Origin of the sequence: Paraburkholderia strydomiana, from assembly GCF_046030495.1 — a bacterium.
GTDB lineage: Bacteria > Pseudomonadota > Gammaproteobacteria > Burkholderiales > Burkholderiaceae > Paraburkholderia > Paraburkholderia strydomiana_A.
This window is the reverse complement of sequence record NZ_JAQQCJ010000021.1, coordinates 25,836-45,794: the sequence shown is the minus strand read 5'-3', so window position 1 is coordinate 45,794 and position 19,959 is coordinate 25,836. Positions and strand designations below refer to the sequence as shown.

Sequence of the window (19,959 nt, the reverse complement as noted above, 5' to 3'; positions counted from 1 at the left end):
CCCGGCATGGGCGCGAAGCGGGGCATCCACCCGCGCCGGGTGGATGCGATCAGGCGGGGCTTCCTGCCACCCGAAGCCGAATGCGCGCGGGCGAACAGGACCGGCGGTCGGCTTCAAATCCGTTGGCCACGCGCGAGCTATCGCAGCGTTTCAACCGTAGCCTCACCCACAAGCCGGCTTGGCCTTCTTGCAAGCATCGGCCAACTGCGGCGGGGGATCTTTCTTGAACACGGTCTTATAAGATTCGAGCACGTTCGACTGAACCACCGGCAGGGACTGCACACCGATCCACGCCGGCGGCGTCTGTCCGATGAGCGCCTTCATCATCGCCGTGGCCTCGGCCACGCCCTGATCATAGGGACGTTGCGAGCCGGTCGCCTTGAGCGGTCCGCCCTTGGCGATCTCGATCGCGGACTGAAGACCCAGATCGACCGTCGTGACCGGAATGTTCACGCCTTGGGCGCGCATCGAGGTCAGCGTGTCGAGCGCCGGTTGGTCCCAGACAGCGAACAGGCCCTTCACGTCCGGATTGCCGGTGAGGAAATCGCCCGCGATCTGCCCCACTTTCGACGGGTCCGTAAAGGCGACCTGTTTGATCTTGATGTCCGGACGATTCTTCCTGATCCAGTCATTGACGGCCTTCGTGCGCTCCGTCGTGCTGAAGTAATCCACGCCGAAATTCACGAGCCCGATCGTCGCGCCCTGCGGCACGCACGACGCGAGCACCTTCGCGGCGATCTGGCCGTTGCCCTCGCTGTCCGCCGAAATCATCGACGCGTATTGCTCCGGATGCTTCAGGCCGGTCGGCACGTTGTCCATGAAGACGAGCTTGATGCCGGCGGCGGACACTTTCTTGTACGTGGCGGCGGTCGCGGTGCCGTCGACCGGAATCGAGATGATGCCGTCGGGATGGCGCTGGATCGTGTTCTCGATATCGGCGATCTGTTTGTCGACCTGGTACTCGGCTGACGCCGTGCCGATCACTTCCACGCCGTATTTCTTGAGCGTATCGGTGATGCCTTGCACCTGCAATTGCGACCAGTCGAGGTTCATGGTCTGCATCGAAATGCCCACCTTGAACTTGCCGGCCTTGATCTTCGCGATATCGGCGTCGGTCAGCTTGATCGCCTCCACCGAAGACGCCTTTTCCCCGTTCGGTCCTTGCCCGACGATCGTCTTCGGACCGATCGACCCGGCGGGCAGGCTGGTCACGCATTGCGCCCAGGCGCCCGGCGAAGCGAGCGCCGCGACGGCAGCCGCCGCGAGGACCCCGGTTAGAACATTTCTCGAGCCACGACGATGTTTCATGATTCTCCTCCGTTGGTTTTTCCTGTCGGTGTTACGTCTCCAGCCATTTCACAAGAACCGGGGGCACGTGATATCGCGCGTGGTCGGCGTGTCCCGCATCACTTCCGGGTGAACGCCACCGCCGCGACGATGATGACCCCCTTGATCACGAGTTGCAGCGATGAACTGACGCCGAGCAGCACGAGCCCATTGTTGAGCGTGCCGATGATGAGGCTGCCGAGCAGCGTGCCGAGCACGAAGCCGCGCCCGCCGAACAGGCTGCAGCCGCCGAGCGTCACGGAGGCGATCACATCGAGTTCGAGTCCCTGCACGACGTCGGGGCGTGCCGCGTGCGAGCGCGCGGAGAGCACGAGCGCGGCAAGCCCGGCCAGCGCGCCGGTGAGAATGAAGGCGAGGGTGGTCACGCGCCGCGTGTTGATGCCGGAATAGAGCGCGGCGGTCGGATTGCCGCCGGCCGCGTAGATCTGCCTGCCGAACACGCTGTAGTGCAGCAGCAGAATGCCGGCGATCACGGCCAGCGCGGTCCAGATGATCGGCACCGGCACGCCCGCAATGTCGCCTTCGCCGAAGATCGCGATGAACGAGTCGTTGGTGATGATGACGGGCTTGGTCGTCGTGACCATCAGGGCCAGTCCGCGTGCGGCGCTCAGCGAGCCGAGCGTCACGAGAAACGATGGAATATTGAGCCGCGTGGTCACCACCCCGTTGATCGCGCCGACAATCGCGCCGGTGCCGATACCCGCGATCGCGCCGATGATCCAGTTGTCGCCGACGTACGTCATGGCGAGTGCTGCGGACATGCCCGATAGCGCGAGGCTGGACCCCACCGACAGATCGATCTGCCGGGCAATGATCACGAAGGTCATGCCGATCGCGACGATCGACACGAGCGCGGTCTGCCGGCCGATGTTCAGAAAGTTGTCGATCGATAAGAACCAGGGCGAGGCGAAACTGAAGACCACCAGCAGGATCGCGAACGCGCCATAGAGTGCGTAGGGCCGGTCGCCTTGCAGCAGGAGTTGCGCAATGCGCCGCGTGCGGCTTTTCTGCGGCAGCGATGCCTGCCGTTTGGCCGTCAGCGGCGAGACGGAATCGTTCATGTTGCGTGCGCTCCGACGGACGTCCCCTCGGGAGACTCGATGGAAGAACGGGACAGTTGAATCAGGTGATGAAGCGCTTCGGCGTTGGCGAGTTCGGCACGCTCGACGGTCTTGACGATGCAGCCGTCCGCGACGATCGAAATCCGGTCGCACAGGCGCAGGAGTTCGTCGAGGTCCGAGGACACGACGAGCACGCCGGTGCCCGCCTGCGCGGCGTCGTGGACCACGCCGTAGATTTCCTCGCGCGCGCCGACATCGACGCCGACAGTCGGCTCGTCGAGCAGAAGCAGCTTGGGGCGCGGGTGATTCCACTTCGCGAAGACCACTTTCTGCTGGTTGCCGCCGGACAAAAACTTGACCGCAGTCGAGGCGCCGGGCGCCTTGACGGATAGCTCTTTCATCGAGCGCTTCGCCTGTTGCACGGCCGTCTGGCTGCGCAGCCATCCCCAGCGGGAAAAATGCGGCAGGTGCGGCAAGGTAAGGTTGCGCTCGATCGAATGGTCGAGCACGAGTCCTTCGAGATGGCGATCCTCGGGAACGAGCGCGATACCGAGCTGGATCGCTTCGGCGGGCGTGTTGCGCGAGCGGGTTTGGCCGTCGATTTCGATCGCGCCCGCTTCGATCTTGCGAATGCCGAAGATGGTCTGCAGGATTTCGCTGCGGCCACTGCCGATCAGGCCCGCAAGACCGTGAATCTCGCCGCCGCGAACCGCGAGATCGACATCATGAAGCCGGTCGTTGCTCACGTTCGAGAGTCGCAGAACGGGTGCGCTATCCGCACTTCGCGCGGCGCTGGTCTGCGTTGTCGTGGTATCCGGCACCGCGTCGGTCACGCCAACGGCAGTCTCCTCTCTGGCATGCAGAGCCGCATGGCCCGAGCCGACAATCGCCGCGACCAGTTGCTTCATGTCGGTGTCGGCCGTCTGGAACACGCCGGCATTGGCACCATCACGGAACACGGTGACGCGCTGCGAAATGCGGAACACTTCGTTCAGGCGATGCGTCACGTAAATCACGCCCACGCCGCGATCGGTGACCGCGCGAATCGCGTCGAACAGGATCTGTTCTTCGCCGCCCGTCAGCGCCGAGGTCGGTTCGTCGAGAATCAGCACCCGTACGTCGCCCATCAACGCTTTGCAGATCTCGGTCATTTGCCGATAGGCGAACGGCAACGCGCCCACTGGCGTGCGCGGATCGAGCGGAATGCCACGCAAGCGCAGAAATTCGCTGACGGTGGCCATCAACTGGCGGTTCTTCACGAAACCGAGGCGCGTGCGGGGCTCGCGCCCCAGCATCAGGTTGGCGCCGACCGACAGCGATTCGACGAGGCTCAAATCCTGATAGACCACCGCGACACCGGCAGCACGCGATTGCGCGGGCGAGTCGAACGCCACTTTCCGGCCGTCGATCTCGATGGTGCCTTCGTCGAAGGTGTGAACACCGCTGAGGATCTTGATCAGCGTGGATTTGCCCGCGCCGTTTTCGCCGAGCAGCGCGTGAACTTCGCCGGGCAGCACCTCGAGGTCGACGCCGCGCAACGCCTGCACGCCGCCAAACCGCTTGGTGACGCCCGCGACGCGGATCAATGGAACCCGACGAGATGACGCGGCCGCAACCGCATCCGGCTCATTCATCTGGCTTGTCTCCTTCGTCGATGCGACCAAATTTTTCTTTGCGCCTGGCGCGACCGGTCATGACCGGTGTTGTGATCCTCGCATCATGAATTTGGTGCGTCAATAACATTCATGGTGCTTCAGCGGGCTTAAGCGCCCGCATATGTGAAGATTGCGTCGTAATGCTTGTTATGATTCTATCAATCGTTGTAGCATAAGTGCGAACAAATTGTCGGCGGCTGTTGTGCGCCGCGCCAAATTTCCGGATGTCCCATGCCTGAAGCTCCTTCGTTGTCTTCGTCGGTCGTCGCGCTGCGCGGCGGGCCGCTCATCCATCCGGTGCGCAATCCGGGCACGCCGTTCGACGCGTCATGGCTGGACGGATTGCGCGTCAACCAGTCCGCGGTGGAACGGCGCACGGCCACGCTGGCCACGCGCCGCACCGTCAAGAAGGATGCGCAGGCCGCGTGGCTGCTGAAGGCCGTCACCTGCATCGATCTGACGACGCTGAACGGCGACGACACCGAAGGCCGCGTGCGCCGCCTGTGCGCGAAAGCACGCCAGCCGGTGCGCGCCGATCTGCTCGAAGCGCTCGGCATCGCGCCGCAGGGCATCACCACGGGTGCGGTCTGCGTGTATCACCGCTTCGTCGCGGCGGCGGTCGATGCCTTGGAGGGCAGCGGCATTCCGGTCGCGGCGGTATCGACTGGTTTTCCGGCGGGCCTGATTCCGCATCCGCTGAAGCTCAAGGAGATCGAGGCGTCGGTGGCGGACGGCGCGATGGAAATCGACATCGTCGTGACGCGCGAATATGTGCTGACCGGCAACTGGCAGGCCTTGTATGACGAAGTGCGCGACTTCCGCGCGGCGTGCGGACCGGCGCATCTGAAGACGATTCTCGCCACCGGCGACATCCGCACGCTGTCCAACGTCGCCCGCGCGTCGATGGTCTGCATGATGGCGGGCGCCGATTTCATCAAGACCTCGACCGGCAAGGAAGGCGTCAACGCGACGCTGGACGTCTCGCTCGTGATGGTGCGCATGATCCGCGAATACGAGGCGCGCACCGGCGTGCCGATCGGCTTCAAGCCGGCGGGCGGCGTGTCGAGCGCGAAGTCCGTGCTGTCGTATCAAATTTTGATGAAAGAGGAACTGGGCCGTCCGTGGCTCGAACCGGAGCTGTTCCGGATCGGCGCGTCGAGCCTGCTGGCCGATATCGAACGCCAGCTCGAACATCACGTGAGCGGCCGTTACTCCGCTTTCAACCGTCACCCCGTAGCCTGAACCGAAGACCGATCCCATGAGCGTAGCCGAGTATTTTTCATCGATGGAGTACGGTCCCGCACCCGAGGACGATCAACCCGCGCGCGCGTGGCTCGCGCAGCACGAGGCGAGCTTCGGGCATTTCATCGGCGGCGCGTGGCATGCGCCGGCCGCCGGCGAGCGCTTCGTCTCGCACGCGCCCGCGACGGGCGAGCGGCTCGCGGACATCGCCCAGGGCGATGCGGCCGATATCGACGCGGCGGTGGCCGCTGCGCGCGCCGCGCAGCCGGGCTGGCTCGCGCTGGGCGGCGCGGGACGCGCGCGTCATCTGTATGCGCTCTCGCGCATGGTTCAGCGTCACAGCCGGCTGTTCGCCGTGCTCGAAGCACTCGATAACGGCAAGCCGATTCGTGAAACGCGCGACATCGATATCCCCCTTGTGGCAAGGCACTTTCTGCATCACGCGGGTTGGGCGCAGTTGCAGGAGAGCGAATTCGCCGACTATGCGCCGCTCGGCGTGGTCGGCCAGATTGTGCCGTGGAATTTCCCGCTGCTGATGCTCGCGTGGAAGATCGCACCGGCGATTGCAACGGGCAATTGCGTCGTCCTGAAGCCTGCCGAATACACGCCGCTGACCGCGCTGCTGTTCGTCGAACTCGCGCATCGGGCCGGCTTGCCGGCGGGCGTGCTGAACGTCGTGACGGGCGACGGCCGCACCGGTGCCGCGCTCGTCGAGCATCCGCAAGTCGACAAGATCGCCTTCACCGGGTCGACGGAAGTCGGGCGCTCGATCCGTGCGGCCACGGCCGGCACGGGTAAATCGTTGACGCTCGAACTCGGCGGCAAGTCGCCCTTCATCGTGTTCGACGACGCGGATCTGGACGGCGCGGTCGAAGGCGTGGTGGACGCGATCTGGTTCAACCAGGGGCAGGTGTGTTGCGCGGGCTCACGGCTGCTCGTGCAGGAGGGAATAGAAGCACGCTTCATCGCCAGGCTGAAACGCCGCATGGCGACGCTGCGGGTGGGCACGTCGCTCGACAAGAGCATCGATATCGGTGCGATCGTCGATCCGGTGCAGCTCGAACGTATCCAGTCGCTGGTGGAAAGCGGGCGGCGCGAAGGCTGTGCGGTGTGGCAATCACCGGAAACCTCGCTGCCATCCGGCGGCTGTTTTTATCCGCCGACGCTCGTGACCGGCGTCGCGCCCGCTTCCGTCCTCGCGCAGGAAGAAATCTTCGGCCCGGTGCTCGTGACGATGAGCTTTCGCACGCCGGATGAAGCCATTGCGCTCGCCAACAACTCGCGCTACGGACTCGCCGCGAGCGTGTGGAGCGAAACGATCGGCCGCGCGCTCGACATCGCGCCGCGCCTTGCATGCGGTGTCGTGTGGATCAATGCGACGAACCTGTTCGACGCGTCGGTCGGCTTTGGCGGCTATCGCGAATCGGGCTACGGCCGCGAAGGCGGACGCGAGGGCATATACGAATATCTGAAACCGCGTGCGTGGCGCAATCTTGCGCAGCGTCAGGCGCCACGGCGCGGCGAGCAATCTGCTGGTGCGCTCATGGGGGGGCCGTTGGCGGATGGCGCGTCGATCGTCACCTCGATCGACCGGACTGCGAAGCTGTTTATCGGCGGCAAGCAGGTGCGCCCGGATAGCGGCTACTCGTTGCAGGTTCACGCGCCGGATGGCACACCGGTGGGCGAAGTGGGCGAGGGCAATCGCAAGGACATTCGCAATGCGGTCGAGGCGGCGCGCGCGGCGCAGAAGTGGTCGCAGGCGAGCACGCATAACCGCGCGCAGGTGCTCTTCTATCTGGCCGAGAATCTTGCCGTTCGCGCCGACGAGTTCGCGCGGCAACTGGTGGTGCGCAATGGCGCGACCGAAGCGGCGGCGCGGGCGGAAGTGGACGCATCCGTCGCGCGTCTGTTCAGCTACGCCGCGTGGGCCGACAAGTTCGACGGCGCCGTGCATACGCCGCCGCTGCGCGGCGTCGCGCTGGCGATGCATGAGCCGCTCGGCGTGATCGGCATCGCCTGTCCGGACGAGGCGCCGTTGCTCGGCTTCATTTCGCTGGTGGCGCCCGCGCTGGCGATGGGCAATCGCGTGGTCGTGTTGCCGGGCACGGCGTGTCCGCTGACGGTCACCGATTTCTATCAGGTCGTCGAGACGTCGGATGTGCCTGCGGGCGTGCTGAACATCGTCACGGGCGAACGCGCGGCGCTGCTGCCCGCACTGGCCAAACACGGCGACGTCGACGCCGTCTGGTGCTTCGGTGAGGCCGCGGACTCGACGCTGGTCGAACGCGAGTCGGTCGGCAACCTGAAACGCACCTTCGTCGATCACGGCCGCCAGTTCGACTGGTTCGACCGCGCGAGCGAAGGCCGGCCGTTTCTGCGTCAGGCCGTGCAGGTAAAGAACATCTGGATACCGTACGGAGACTGACCGGCAACGGTACCGAACGGATCAACGACACGCACGCCAACCAGAAAATGGAGGAGACAACGTGCTGAAGAATCTGGATCTGCTGTTGAATGCCGATGTGCCGCGAGCATGTCGGGCACTGAATGAAATCCTCCTGAACCAAACCGCTCGGGAGGAACACGAATGAATACGTCTTCGCGCAAGAACGGACGCGTCGTCATTCTCGGGATCTACGTCACCGACCTGACGTTTCGCGCCACCCGCATGCCGGTGATCGGCGAGACGATCGCGGGAACGGCGTTCGCGATGGGACCGGGCGGCAAGGGTTCGAATCAGGCCGTGGCGGCCGCGCGCGCGGGCGCCGAGGTGGTGTTCTGCACCCGCATCGGCAACGATGCGTTCGGCGAGATCGCGCGTGCGACGTGGGCGAGGGAGGGCATCACGGCGCGCGCCTCGGTGATCGACGGCGTGTCCACGGGTGCGGCGCATATTTTCGTGGACGACACCACCGGCATGAACGCCATCATCGTCGCATCCGGCGCGGCCGGCACGATGAATGCCGCCGATGTCGACGCAATCGAAGCGGACATCGCCGCCGCGAGCGTGTTCGTCACGCAACTCGAACAGCCGCTCGCCGCCGCTCGCCGCGGGCTCGAAGTGGCGCGCCGCCACGGCGTGATCACCGTGTTCAATCCGGCGCCCGCGATGTCGCTCGACGACGACATCTTCCCGCTGTGCGACTACATCACCCCGAACGAAACCGAAGCCACCGCGCTCACCGGCGTGCCGATCGCGAACGCCGACGACGCGCGCCGGGCCGCCGACGTGCTGCTCGCCAAAGGTGTCGGCACGGCGATCGTGACGCTCGGCGAGGCCGGCGCGCTGCTGCATTCGGCGACGCAATCGGTCCTCGTGCCGGCCTACCAGTGTGGCCGCGTGGTGGAAACGGCGGGTGCGGGCGATGGCTTCACGGGCGGCTTCGCAGCGGCGCTCGCACGCGGCGACGATGCGATCGCCGCAATGCGTTTCGGTTGCGCGCTCGCGGGCATCTCCGTAACGCGTCCTGGCACGGCGCCTTCCATGCCGACGCTCGATGAAGTCAAGCGCGTATTGAACGAGTCGGCGGACCTGTCCCGGTCATCGTGACCGTTTGCGAAGATTCAAGGAGATCGTCGTCACCATGAAGTCCTTGTTCACCGCTGGAAAACTGTTCGGCGACCGGCAGTTGAATTTTCTGCTGATCGTCAACGTGCTCGTCGTGCTGGTCGCGACGTGGCTCTCGCGCGGGCAATTCGTCGATATCGACAACCTGCAGTCGATGGGCGGCCAGTTGCCCGAACTCGGCCTGCTCGCGCTCGGCATCATGCTGTCGATGGTGTCGGGCAACGGCGGCATCGACTTGTCCGGCGTCGGACTCGCGAACCTCTCCGGCATGGTCGCCGCGCTGATCGTGCCGCGTTTTCTCAACGGCGACGACTCGCCCGCGCTCTACACGGCACTGTTCTGCGTGATCGTCGTGACGATGGGGCTGCTCGGCGGGCTGCTGAACGGCGTGGTCATCGCGTGGCTGCGGCTTACGCCGATTCTCTGCACACTCGGCACGCAGTTGCTGTTCACGGGCTTTGCGGTGGTGCTCAGCAACGGCGCCTCAGTGCATGTCGACTATGTCGACCCGTTGTCGAATATCGGCAACGGCACCGTGTTTCAGGTGCCGATCGCCTTCTGCATCTTCATCGCGGCGGTCATCGTATTGGGCTGGCTGCTCAAACGCAGTCCGTTCGGCCTGCGTCTCTATCTGATGGGCACGAATCCCAAAGCCGCGTTCTATGCGGGCATTCCGCGCGCGCGAATGCTGATCATCACTTACGCGATGTGCGGCGTGCTCGCGTCGCTGGCCGGCTTGATCAGCGTGACGCACACCTCCAGCGCGAAATGGGACTACGGCAATTCCTATCTGCTGATCGCGATCCTGATTGCGGTGATGGGCGGCGTGAATCCCGCCGGCGGTCATGGCCGCATCATCTGCGTATTTTTCGCCGCGACGGTGCTGCAGTTTCTGTCGAGCCTGTTCAATCTGATGGGCGTGTCGCAGTTTTTCGGCGATTGCGCGTGGGGGTTTCTGTTGTTGCTGTCGCTCGCGTTTGCGGGCGGCGAGCGGGTGAGGGCGATCTTCGGCTTCGGCGGCGGCTCCAGCGCGGCCCCGAAACGTTAGCGCGCCGCTCAGACGCGAAGCATCACCGAGGTTTCAGTACGCGACGGACAACGAGCCCTGATTGTCCGTGAGGGTGGAGTGGGGCGACATCGAACGATAAAGGAGACATCGCATGAAATTGACTCGACTGGGCGCCGCGCTTGCGGCAGGCGCGCTGACGGTAGGCGTGATCGCCGCAGCGCAGGCTGCCACCAACGAGACGGTCGTCACGGTCGTCAAGGTGACCGGCATCAACTGGTTCAACCGGATGGACGACGGCGTCAAGCAATTCGCAAAGGACAACCCCGGCGTGACCGCGTATCAGACCGGTCCCGGCCGTGCGGATGCGGCGCAGCAGCTGAAGATCATCGAAGACCTGATCGCCAGGAAGGTGACGGCGATCGCCGTGGTGCCCTACGACCCGCCGACGCTCGAACCAGCGCTGAAGAAAGCGATGGATCGCGGCATCAAGGTGGTGACGCACGAGGCGGACAACGCGAAGAACACGATGGTCGACATCGAGGCATTCGACAACACCGCCTACGGCGCCGGCCTGAACGAACGTCTCGCCTCGTGCATGCATGACGACGGCAAGTGGGCCGTGCTGGTCGGTTCGCTCGGCAGCCGCTCGCAGGTCCAGTGGGCCGATGGCGGCATCGGCAACGCCAAGGCCAAGTATCCGAAGATGAATCTGGTCGAGCCGAAACTCGAAACCAATAACGACGGCGAGCGCGCCTATGAAGTCGCGAAGGAAGTGCTGCGCAAGCATCCGGACCTGAAGGGCTTCCAGGGCTCATCCTCGCTCGACGTGATCGGCATCGGCCGGGCGGTCGAAGAAGCCGGCATGCAAGGCAAGATCTGCGTGTACGGAACGGGTCTGCCGACGGAAGCGGGCAAGTTCCTCGAAAGCGGCGCTGTCAACGGCATCGCGTTCTGGGATCCGAAGCTCGCGGGCATCGCGATGAACAAGGTGGCGCAAATGCTGATCGACGGAAAAACGGTCGAGAACGGCGCCGATCTCGGCATTCCGGGCTACACGAAGGTGACGGTCGCGAAAGGGCCGGGCAAGGGCATCATCGTGCGCGGGCAAGGCTGGGTGAACGTCGACAAGTCGAATTACAAGCAGTATCCGTTCTGATGGGCCACGGCCACGGCGTTCCCTGATCGCTCGGGGGACGCCATTCGAGGCGAGCCCACCCGGGCGCGCCTTAACTCACCACTCGCCATCATGAATCAAGACGTATCGTCACCGCAGCCGCAATCCGACGAGTCGCAGCCGTTTTTGCAAGTCGTGGGCGTCCATAAGCGCTTCACCGGCGTGCATGCGTTGCGCGGGGTGAGCCTGTCGTTCGAGCGCGGGCAGATTTACCATCTGCTCGGCGAAAACGGCTGCGGCAAGAGCACGCTCATCAAGATCATTTCCGGCGCGCAGCCGCCTGACGAAGGCGAACTGATCATCGAAGGCGTGCGCCACGCGCGCCTTTCCGCACTCGAATCGCTCGCGGCGGGAATCGAGACCGTCTATCAGGACCTCTCGCTGCTGCCCAACATGAACGTGGCCGAGAACGTCGCGCTCACCTCGGAGCTGGCCACGCACGCAGGGCGGCTCGCCCGCACGTTCGACCGGCGCGAGCTGGCGCGCACGGCAGCTCGCGCGCTCGAAGCGGTCGGGCTGCCCGGCGATGCCGGGTTTCAGGCGACGCTCATCGAGCAACTGCCGCTCGCCACGCGGCAACTCGTGGCGATTGCCCGCGCGATCGCCAGCGAGGCGAAGTTCGTCATCATGGACGAGCCCACCACGTCGCTCACGCAAAAGGAAGTCGACAACCTGATCGCCGTTCTCGCCAATCTGCGCGCGCAGGGAGTGACCGTGCTGTTCGTGAGCCACAAGCTCGACGAGTGCTACGCGATCGGCGGTGAAGTGATCGTGCTGCGCGACGGCCAGAAAATGGCGCAAGGGCCGATCGCCCAATTCACCAAAGCGCAGATCAGCGAACTGATGACGGGTCGCCATCTGTCGAACGAGCGCTATCGTGAAGGCGCGATTGGGCAGGACGTCGTGCTCGAAGTGCAGGGTTACACGCGCGTCGGTCAGTTCAGCGACGTGTCGTTCGCGCTGCACGGCGGTGAAATTCTCGGCGTCACCGGTCTGCTCGATTCGGGGCGCAACGAACTCGCGCGCGCCCTCGCGGGTGTGGCGCCGGCGCAGTCGGGGCAGGTGCGGCTCGATGGAAAAAGCATCCGTTTGCGCACGCCGTCGGATGCGAAAAATCACCGCATCGGCTATGTGCCTGAAGACCGCCTGAACGAGGGGCTGTTTCTCGACAAGCCGATTCGCGACAACGTGATCACCGCGATGATCTCCAGTTTGCGCGACCGCTTCGGCCAGATCGACCGCACGCGCGCGCAAGCACTCGCGCAACAGACGGTGAAAGATCTCCAGATTGCCACGCCCGATATCGACAAGCCCGTGCAGTCGCTCTCGGGCGGCAACCAGCAACGCGTGCTGATCGGCCGCTGGCTGGCGATCGATCCGCGTGTGTTGATCCTGCATGGGCCGACTGTCGGCGTCGACGTCGGCTCGAAGGACATCATTTACCGGATCATGCAGCGCCTCTCGCAACGTGGCATCGGCATCATCCTGATCAGCGACGATCTGCCTGAACTGTTGCAGAACTGCGACCGCATCCTGATGATGAAGAAGGGCCGCGTGGCGAGCGAATATCAGGCCGACACGCTGAGCGAAGCCGACCTGTATCACGCATTGCTTTCAGAAGCCGCATAAAGGACGTTCCTACTCATGAACTCGCGCATCGATTCGCGCATGAAGCAGACCATGACCACGCCGACCATTGCCGAAGTCGCACCCGAGGTCAGGCCGCCCAGCTTGCGGGCGAAGCTCGCGCGCAATCCGGAATGGTTTACCGTCGCGTTGATCGCGGTGACGTGCCTGATTGTCGGCGCGATCAACCCGCGCTTTTTCCAGTTCGCGACGCTATTCGATCTGCTGCATTCGGCTACCACCATGTCGCTGTTCGCGCTCGGCACGCTCGTCGTGCTCGCGTCCGGCGGCATCGACGTCTCGTTCACCGCGATCGCCGCGCTGACGATGTACGGCATCACCAAGGCGGTGTTCGCGTGGTGGCCGGACGCGCCGTTTGCGCTGATCCTCATCACCGGCGCGCTGGGAGGCGTCGTGCTCGGTATCGTCAACGGCGTGCTGGTGCATCGGCTGAAGGCGCCGTCGCTGATCGTCACGATCGGCACGCAGTATCTGTTTCGCGGGCTGCTGCTGACTTTTATCGGCACGTCGTTCTTCATGAACATTCCGCACAGCATGGATCGCTTCGGCCGCATTCCGCTGTTTTTCTATCACACGAACGATGGTTTGCGCGCGGTGCTGCCCGTGTCGGTGCTCGCGCTACTGGCGGCCGCCATAGTCACATGGTGGCTGCTGAACCGGACGATGATGGGGCGGGGCGTCTATGCGATGGGCGGCAGTCTGGCGATCGCCGAGCGGCTCGGCTACAACCTGCGCGCGATCCATCTGTTCGTGTTCGGCTATACGGGGATGCTCGCGGGCATCGCGGGCATTCTGCATGTGTCGAACAACCGGCTCGCGAATCCGTTCGACCTCGTGGGCTCGGAGCTCGATGTGATCGCCGCGGTGATCCTCGGCGGAGCGCGTATTACGGGCGGTACGGGGACGGTGGCGGGCACGTTGCTCGGTGTCGTGCTCGTCACGCTGATCAACAGCGTGCTGATTCTGGTCGGCGTGCCGAGCACCTGGCAGAAGGTGATTATCGGCGCCTTCATTCTGATCGCGGGCACGCTCTTCGCGTTGCAACGCAAGGCTTGAACGCCGCTGCTGGTCGCAGGGTTGCCGCGTGGCGTGCTTCGTTGCACGTCATCGCGCTCCACTATGCTCGGGAACGCGCGGCATGCGGGCTTATTTGCGCTTGCGGAGCGCCTGGCCTTTTTCGGTGATGATGGAGTCGAAGTCGTCGACTTGCGAAAAGCGCACGGCTTTGACTACGCCGAACTTGCTCTGGTCCACCACCAGATGGCTTTCCACCGCGCTGGCCATGGCCGCCTGCTTGAGCGCGACTTCATGAAAATTCCAGCACGTGACGCCACGCGCGGTGTCCACGCCGCCCGCGGAAATGAAGGCCTTGTTGATCCCCATGCGACGTAGCATCTCCAGACTTTCTTCGCCCGCGAACGAATCCGACGACGGCACGTAGACGCCGCCCAGCAGGATCATTCGGACGTTGGGCTTGCGCCGCAAAATTTCCGCTACGTTCAGCGAATAGCACACCACCGTGACATGACGCTCGACCGGAATCAGCCGCGCAAGCGTGGTCAGCGTCGTGCCGCAATCGATAAAGATCGTTTCATGATCGACGACGAGTCCCGCCGCAATCGCGGAGGCTTCGGCCTTGGCCTGCGCGAAATGGTCTTTCTCTTCCTCGAGTGAATAGCCGGCGTTGTTCGGTACATCCGTCGCGCTGAGGATATAGCCGCCGAGATACGTGAATTGTTCCGGACTGCCAGCGATGTCGCGCCGGACAGTCATCTCCGACACGCCCAGCAGGCTCGCGGCATCGCGCAAGCGCATCACGTTTTGCCTGGCCAGCGCATCGGCGAGGGCGCGGAGGCGATCGGGTTTCAGCATGGAGGTCCTGTCGCGCGGTGTGAGGAGCGTTATGTTTTGTTCGATTTGGTGAAAGGATTATAACAAGAGGTGGGGTGAGGGGCGAGGGGCTTGAGAGGGTTTCTCCAGCGAAACGCGATCGTAGAACTCCCGGATTGCCTGAAAGGCGAGCATGCGATTCTTTTCCGTCAGAATCGGGCCATTCAATCCGCGCATCGGCGCTGACCTCGACGTCGATGCGCGGGTCAAGCAGATGCCCGATCAGCAGTCGGCCAGTTTTTCGCAGCGCAACTGCTATGCTGGTTTGACAGGAATATCTGATTTTCCATGCGTTTTCCTGCAACAACATGCCGCTCCAGGCGACGTGCGCAGTTTCACGAAGGAGCGATGCATGTCTCTCCTGTTGCCGGCTCGATCGAGTGAACACACTGCCCGCACCGGACGTTCAATGCGGGCTGTCGTGGCGTTCGCAGACGCTTCATTGATCAGTATTGTCCTTTTTCGCGCCGCGTTCGCGGCGGGCGTCGTGCCGCGGGGCGGTCAGTACACACAGGGTCAGGCTCTATCGCCGGTGCCGGCAACAGCCTGATCATTACGCAACCCGGCTCGAGTCGCGGCGTCATCGACTGGAACAGCTTTTCGATCGGCAAGCATAACCGCGTCGTCTTCGACAACGGCTCAGGCGCCACGCTCAACCGTGCCACGGGTGGCTCGCCATCCGAGATTCTCGGCAGGCTGAGCGCGACGGGCAGTCTCTATGTGATTAATCCCCAAGGCATCATGGTCGGGCCTTCGGGGGTGATCAGTACCGGCGGACGTTTCGTCGCCTCGACCCTTGACGTTTGCAACTGTGCGTTCATGAAGGGCGATTCGCTCAGGTTCTCGGGTGATTCAAAGGCCGGCGTCGTGAACCTGGGCAAGATAAGTTCCAGTGGTGGCGATGTCAGCCGCCCAATGGTTATTACGCTCATGGGTTGTTCGGCGTGATCGGCACGAGTGGGGTCGTGCGCAATCTCAGCGTAAAAGGCTCTTTGTATGACACCGGGGGCTATGGCGGCTTTGGCCTGCTGGCGGGCGTGAATTACGGCACGATCGCGCAATCGCACGCGAGCGGATCTGCATCTTCTCGAGAATACGCGTCTTGTAGGTGCTGACGGTTTTGCTGCTCACGCAGAGTTCAGCCGCGATTTCGGTGATCGTCTGGCCGGCGGCGATCCTCCTGAGCACGTCGAACTCCCGGTCGTCCGCCGGGCTGAAATGCGCGTCACCGGTTTCGATGTCGCGCGCCACGTCGATGCCGTAGCGGTTGGTGAAGTCGTTCGCCAGCCATTCTATCGCGGGGATCAGGCCAAGTTCGTCGAGCATGACCGGCCGCAGGTCGGCAGCAATGCGGCGGACCGACGCCACGGTGGCGTCGATCAGCCTGCGCATGCTTTGCAGTTGCTCACGCCCCAGCGCGCTCGCCGATGCGTCCAGTGCCTGTTCGAACGCCGAAACGTCCATTTTCAGCGCGGTGAGTTGCTGACCGAGGTCATCATGCAGTTCGCGCGCGATGCGGGCTTGCTCCTACTCGCCAGCAGCCCCCTCGAAAAGCACCTGGCGACTATAATTTCTAATACTAAATATGCGACGAGGATAAATCACGGCTATATAATCGATAAAATACCGGTGGATTCGTTTTCTACGCTCACCCGGACAGCAGGTAATTTGCAACTCGACAGCTCGTCGACGATAACGTTGTAAGCGTGAAACCCACATTGAGCTTTTGCGAGTCTCCATGACCCGGAGGAAAGAAATGCTCGCGCCTCCGCTTCGAACCGTTGCAGTGATCGACGATGACCGACGCGTTCTGACATCTCTTGCAAACCTGCTTGCCTCTGGTGGGTACGGAACACGGGTCTACGAATCCGCGCTGGATTTTTTTGCCGATGGACAGGCGGGACTGGTATGCGTCATTACCGATCTGGGAATGCGGCCAATCGACGGCATGCAGCTGCTCGAGACTACGGTTCATACTGATTCCGCAATGCCCGTCATCATTATCACGGGGAAGCCGGGCGAGCATACTGAAAGCTACTATCTGCAGAAAGGCGCAGCAGGTTTTTTCAGAAAGCCTGTCGACGGTGACGCGTTGCTGGACCTGTTGGATAGAATCGTTTGAAGATCCTGTTGGTCGGTATACGCCTAGTGGAGCGGCGCAGCGTTGCCAGGCTCCACTATTTTGGCGCCCACCTCCTGTTCGGCATTTCGCGCGGGTAAGACTGGTAAGAGGATGCTGAAGGTTGCACCTGGGCCCTCGTTATTGGCGGCAGTGAGACGACCCTCATGAGCTTCGATAATCGAGCGAGACACCGCCAACCCGATGCCCATTCCTTTGCTTTTGGTCGTGACAAATGAATCGAATATGCTGTCGCCACCAACGATTCCCGTACCGTTATCGATGATCTGGAGCAACACAGACCTATCGTCAGGGGCGCGTGCGGCAATTAGAATCCTGGGTGTGCGTCCCGAGTTTTCCGTGGCCTCTATCCCGTTCATGATGAGGTTAAGAAGGACCTGCTGGATCTGTATCTGATCGACGAATACCGCGGGCAGGCTGGCAGGCAAGTCGAACTCGATGTCGGCGGTATGTCTGCTTTCATCTTCCCACAGGAGTCGTACAGCTCCGAGGACCATGTCTTTCACATTTCGCTGCAGCTTCTGGCATGTCTGCCGCTTGAACAGTGCACGTATGCTTTGCATCGTGTCGTCAGCTGAGCGGGCATCTCGAACTACGCTTTCCACAGAGGCCCGGGCTTCCGTCAAGTTTGGCGGAGACGCGGCGAGCCACCGCTTGCATGCCTGGGCATTGGCGATCACGGACGTGAGAGGTTGATTGAGTTCGTGTGCGATGGATGCCGAGAGTTCTGCGACCGTGGCGATCTGGGTGGCGCGGGCGAGTTCAGCCTGGGTCTGCCGGAGCCGGTCCTCCGCACGCTTTGGTTCGTCGATATCAAGACTGAGGCCGTACCACTGGACGATGGCGCCATCGGAGTCTCTCATTGCTTCGGCTGTGTGTTGATGCCATCGGTAAGTCCCGTCCTTTCGGCGTAACCTCGCAACGTGGCTATAGGGTTCGCCAGTCTCGACCGAGTGTTTCCACGCTTGAAGCAGGCTGTGCAGGTCGTCGGCGTGGATGATGTTCTCAAAGCCGAGACCCGTGAGTTGGGAAACACTCAGGCCAACAAATTCGGCGGTTTTCCGATTGATGTAGGTGAGTCCCCCTCGCGGATCATTGCACCAGAGCATGGCAGGGATGGTCTCGATCAACTCGCGTAGCTGGTGCTCCCGCTGTTCGAGCATGGCTTCCGTCTGTTTGAGATCGTCGATATCCGTACATACGCCGTACCAATGCAGAATCTGCCCGTTTTCGTCCCGAAATGGTTCGCCGCGAGCGAGATACCAGTGCAGCTTCCCATCGGCGCCAGTAACGGCATACGTGTCCTGGTAAGACGCACCTTCCTGGACAGATCGTCTCCAGCGCGAGCGGACACGAAGACGGTCATCTTCCGGAATAAGTCTAAGCAACATTTCCCCGTCGAATTCCTCGCCGCCGTTTCCCATGAAAGTTAGCATTTGCCGATTCCATCTGTCCACGTCTCCTCGCGGTGTAGCCCTCCAGATCATAGCTGGCAATGCGTCTACGAGTCTTCGCAAATTAAGCTCTTCGGTGCGAAGGACTTCCTGCGCCAACTTCCGCTCGTGGATATCTATCAAAAGACCATACCAATTCACGGCATCACCGTTGACATCCCGCATGAGGATGCCTTTCGATTGAAACCAGCGGTACGTACTGTCGGCTGCGCGGAGCCGATAGACCGAGTCGTAAGGTCTCCCGCTTTCGAGGGATTCTTGCCAGGCTTCAACTGTCGACGCACAGTCATCGGGATGCACCAGGTGAAGCCAGCCGTGCGATATCAATTCGTCCACCCGCAGGCCAGTGTAGGCTTCGGCGCGCTTGTTCACATATTCCAGACGGCCGTGGGAATCCGCACGCCAGAGGAGACTGGGAACGTTCTCCGCCAGCCAGTTTAGTTGCATTTCCCGTTCACGAATTATCTCTTTGGATCGATACAGGTCGTCGATGTCCATGTTCACGGCATACCGCTTGTAGACACTTCCGTCATCGTTAAGGTAAGGAACGGAGCGCGAGTGACGCCAGTGATAATCTCCGTCGCAGCCTGCCCACCGGTAGCTCGTATCGTAGGCGCTCTTTTCCCGAATGGAGCGCAGATAGCCTTCCTTAACCCAGGCCTGGTCATCGGGGTGAATGAATTGCAGGAATCCCAGGTTCCGCATGCCCTCAAGGGTGGTTCCCGCTTCCTCGAGCATCTGCTGGTTGATAAAGTCGAAATCTTGCCCAGTCCGGATAGCGAATCGGCCCGGGAATCGATCGAGGCGCTCCCTGGTTTCTCTTTCACTTGCTGCCAAAGCCTGTTGAGCCTTGATGGTCTCTTCGATTTCTATTCCGATGACGCACCAGTTGACGACGTCTGCGTTTGTACAGCGCGATAGCTCGGCCAGAAGACGCTGCCAGCGGTATATGCCGTCGTGCTGTAACATTCTCACTGTCATATCAACCGGTTCACGCGCGGCCATGTGCGAGTTCCGTTGCCGGCGCGCGGCTTGCACGTCATCGGGGTGAATGTGGTCCATCCATCCGTCACCGACGATCTCTTCCAGCGCTCTGCCCGGCGCGGCGACACCCACTCTATTCACGTAGAGAATTGCACCGGTGGACCCACCGACGCATACGCACGCGGGCACACTGTCCACAATGCGTCGATGGGCCTCCGCTTCGGCTCGAAGAAGGGATTCCGAAATCTTCCGGTCGTGGATGTCCCAGTTCATACCGACCCATCGTAGTAGTCTTCCGTTGTCGTTTCGTATGGCTGTGACACGGCAGAGGAACCACCGATACTCGCCGTCGATGCGCTTGAGCCGAAACTCAAGCTCCCCGGGGTCGATTCCGGCATTGAGTGCGTCCCAATATCGGTCGTTTGCCCGCAGGTCTTCCGGGTGAATTGCGGTTCGGAATAAGTCGCAGGTCATTGCTTCTTTGAGGCCGGTTTGGTCGCCCAAACTGGGACTCAGATATTCGAAGTATCCATTCGGGAGTGCGATCCACATATGGCCGGGAACGAGACTGCTGATACTTTGGAGTGTCTGCATTTGTTGGCGGATTGGCTCGTCGAACGCATTCTTCAATCCGGCCATTGAATCTGGCAGCGGAGGGCGCCGAGAGACAAGCTCTGCACACAGCCACGCCGCGGTAATTGCGATGGCGCAACGGGCGATAGAACTGGAAGAAAAATCAGGTTGACTGGATGCCCACGTCGTGCCGGCTATCGCAAGCGAGGCGAATC

General features: G+C 62.4%; 13 protein-coding genes and 3 pseudogenes. 9 read left to right on the top strand and 7 right to left on the bottom strand.

Annotated features, from left to right (window positions below; translation table 11 throughout):
- Positions 1–162: 162 nt before the first annotated feature.
- The 3 genes from PQQ53_RS24940 to PQQ53_RS24930 all read right to left on the bottom strand — a co-directional run bounded on the left by PQQ53_RS24940 (position 163) and on the right by PQQ53_RS24930 (position 4,042).
- Positions 163–1,308 carry a substrate-binding domain-containing protein gene (locus PQQ53_RS24940; protein ID WP_408141356.1) on the bottom strand — a complete coding sequence of 382 codons (1,146 nt, stop codon included), beginning with the start codon at positions 1,306–1,308 and terminating at the stop codon, positions 163–165.
- Between the two features lie 98 nt (positions 1,309–1,406).
- A complete protein-coding gene (locus tag PQQ53_RS24935; protein WP_408326940.1) occupies positions 1,407–2,408 on the bottom strand; it encodes an ABC transporter permease in 1,002 nt (333 codons plus the stop codon).
- Entirely contained in the window at positions 2,405–4,042 is a 1,638-nt protein-coding gene (locus PQQ53_RS24930; protein WP_408141358.1) for a sugar ABC transporter ATP-binding protein, read from the bottom strand. Before PQQ53_RS24930 ends, PQQ53_RS24935 begins: the two co-directional genes overlap by 4 nt.
- A gap of 252 nt (positions 4,043–4,294) precedes the next feature.
- Here PQQ53_RS24930 and deoC point away from each other — a divergent pair, with 252 nt between their 5' ends.
- The 7 genes from deoC to PQQ53_RS24895 all read left to right on the top strand — a co-directional run bounded on the left by deoC (position 4,295) and on the right by PQQ53_RS24895 (position 13,759).
- Positions 4,295–5,305: a deoxyribose-phosphate aldolase gene (gene deoC, locus PQQ53_RS24925; RefSeq protein WP_408326937.1), complete on the top strand. Its 1,011-nt coding sequence runs from the start codon at positions 4,295–4,297 to the stop codon at positions 5,303–5,305.
- 16 nt (positions 5,306–5,321) lie between these two features.
- A complete protein-coding gene (locus tag PQQ53_RS24920; protein ID WP_408326934.1) occupies positions 5,322–7,730 on the top strand; it encodes an aldehyde dehydrogenase family protein in 2,409 nt (802 codons plus the stop codon).
- 162 nt (positions 7,731–7,892) lie between these two features.
- Positions 7,893–8,855: a ribokinase gene (rbsK, locus tag PQQ53_RS24915; RefSeq protein ID WP_408326931.1), complete on the top strand. Its 963-nt coding sequence runs from the start codon at positions 7,893–7,895 to the stop codon at positions 8,853–8,855.
- A gap of 34 nt (positions 8,856–8,889) precedes the next feature.
- Positions 8,890–9,921: an ABC transporter permease gene (locus PQQ53_RS24910; RefSeq protein WP_408141362.1), complete on the top strand. Its 1,032-nt coding sequence runs from the start codon at positions 8,890–8,892 to the stop codon at positions 9,919–9,921.
- 112 nt (positions 9,922–10,033) lie between these two features.
- On the top strand, positions 10,034–11,038 hold the full coding sequence (locus tag PQQ53_RS24905; RefSeq protein ID WP_408326928.1) for a substrate-binding domain-containing protein: 1,005 nt from the start codon (positions 10,034–10,036) through the stop codon (positions 11,036–11,038).
- 90 nt (positions 11,039–11,128) lie between these two features.
- Positions 11,129–12,685 carry a sugar ABC transporter ATP-binding protein gene (locus PQQ53_RS24900; RefSeq protein ID WP_408326925.1) on the top strand — a complete coding sequence of 519 codons (1,557 nt, stop codon included), beginning with the start codon at positions 11,129–11,131 and terminating at the stop codon, positions 12,683–12,685.
- Between the two features lie 15 nt (positions 12,686–12,700).
- Positions 12,701–13,759 carry an ABC transporter permease gene (locus PQQ53_RS24895; protein WP_408141365.1) on the top strand — a complete coding sequence of 353 codons (1,059 nt, stop codon included), beginning with the start codon at positions 12,701–12,703 and terminating at the stop codon, positions 13,757–13,759.
- 90 nt (positions 13,760–13,849) lie between these two features.
- On the opposite strand, the gene PQQ53_RS24890 is transcribed toward PQQ53_RS24895, so the two are convergent.
- Positions 13,850–14,575: a DeoR/GlpR family DNA-binding transcription regulator gene (locus tag PQQ53_RS24890; protein ID WP_408141366.1), complete on the bottom strand. Its 726-nt coding sequence runs from the start codon at positions 14,573–14,575 to the stop codon at positions 13,850–13,852.
- A gap of 427 nt (positions 14,576–15,002) precedes the next feature.
- Between PQQ53_RS24890 and PQQ53_RS24885 the strand changes: the two are divergent.
- A pseudogene (locus PQQ53_RS24885) lies at positions 15,003–15,499 on the top strand (two-partner secretion domain-containing protein); the annotation flags it as partial.
- A 69-nt stretch (positions 15,500–15,568) separates the two neighbouring features.
- Here the strand turns inward: PQQ53_RS24885 and PQQ53_RS24880 are convergent.
- Both PQQ53_RS24880 and PQQ53_RS24875 read right to left on the bottom strand, forming a co-directional pair.
- Positions 15,569–15,784 (bottom strand): annotated as a pseudogene (locus PQQ53_RS24880) (response regulator transcription factor); the annotation flags it as partial.
- Between the two features lie 15 nt (positions 15,785–15,799).
- A pseudogene (locus tag PQQ53_RS24875) lies at positions 15,800–16,120 on the bottom strand (sensor histidine kinase); the annotation flags it as partial.
- A gap of 259 nt (positions 16,121–16,379) precedes the next feature.
- Between PQQ53_RS24875 and PQQ53_RS24870 the strand changes: the two are divergent.
- Positions 16,380–16,715, top strand: coding sequence for a response regulator (locus tag PQQ53_RS24870; protein WP_408326922.1), 336 nt, complete (start codon positions 16,380–16,382; stop codon positions 16,713–16,715).
- A gap of 23 nt (positions 16,716–16,738) precedes the next feature.
- Here PQQ53_RS24870 and PQQ53_RS24865 read toward each other — a convergent pair whose 3' ends face one another.
- Complete coding sequence (locus PQQ53_RS24865) at positions 16,739–19,810, bottom strand: PAS domain-containing protein (protein WP_408326919.1); 3,072 nt, start codon at positions 19,808–19,810, stop codon at positions 16,739–16,741.
- Positions 19,811–19,959: the final 149 nt, after the last annotated feature.

Coding starts and splice junctions, on each gene's coding strand:
- PQQ53_RS24940 (WP_408141356.1), bottom strand. CDS start 1,308: ATGAAACATCGTCGTGGCTCGAGAAATGTTCTAACCGGGGTCCTCGCG.
- PQQ53_RS24935 (WP_408326940.1), bottom strand. CDS start 2,408: ATGAACGATTCCGTCTCGCCGCTGACGGCCAAACGGCAGGCATCGCTG.
- PQQ53_RS24930 (WP_408141358.1), bottom strand. CDS start 4,042: ATGAATGAGCCGGATGCGGTTGCGGCCGCGTCATCTCGTCGGGTTCCA.
- deoC (WP_408326937.1), top strand. CDS start 4,295: ATGCCTGAAGCTCCTTCGTTGTCTTCGTCGGTCGTCGCGCTGCGCGGC.
- PQQ53_RS24920 (WP_408326934.1), top strand. CDS start 5,322: ATGAGCGTAGCCGAGTATTTTTCATCGATGGAGTACGGTCCCGCACCC.
- rbsK (WP_408326931.1), top strand. CDS start 7,893: ATGAATACGTCTTCGCGCAAGAACGGACGCGTCGTCATTCTCGGGATC.
- PQQ53_RS24910 (WP_408141362.1), top strand. CDS start 8,890: ATGAAGTCCTTGTTCACCGCTGGAAAACTGTTCGGCGACCGGCAGTTG.
- PQQ53_RS24905 (WP_408326928.1), top strand. CDS start 10,034: ATGAAATTGACTCGACTGGGCGCCGCGCTTGCGGCAGGCGCGCTGACG.
- PQQ53_RS24900 (WP_408326925.1), top strand. CDS start 11,129: ATGAATCAAGACGTATCGTCACCGCAGCCGCAATCCGACGAGTCGCAG.
- PQQ53_RS24895 (WP_408141365.1), top strand. CDS start 12,701: ATGAACTCGCGCATCGATTCGCGCATGAAGCAGACCATGACCACGCCG.
- PQQ53_RS24890 (WP_408141366.1), bottom strand. CDS start 14,575: ATGCTGAAACCCGATCGCCTCCGCGCCCTCGCCGATGCGCTGGCCAGG.
- PQQ53_RS24865 (WP_408326919.1), bottom strand. CDS start 19,810: ATGGCCGGATTGAAGAATGCGTTCGACGAGCCAATCCGCCAACAAATG.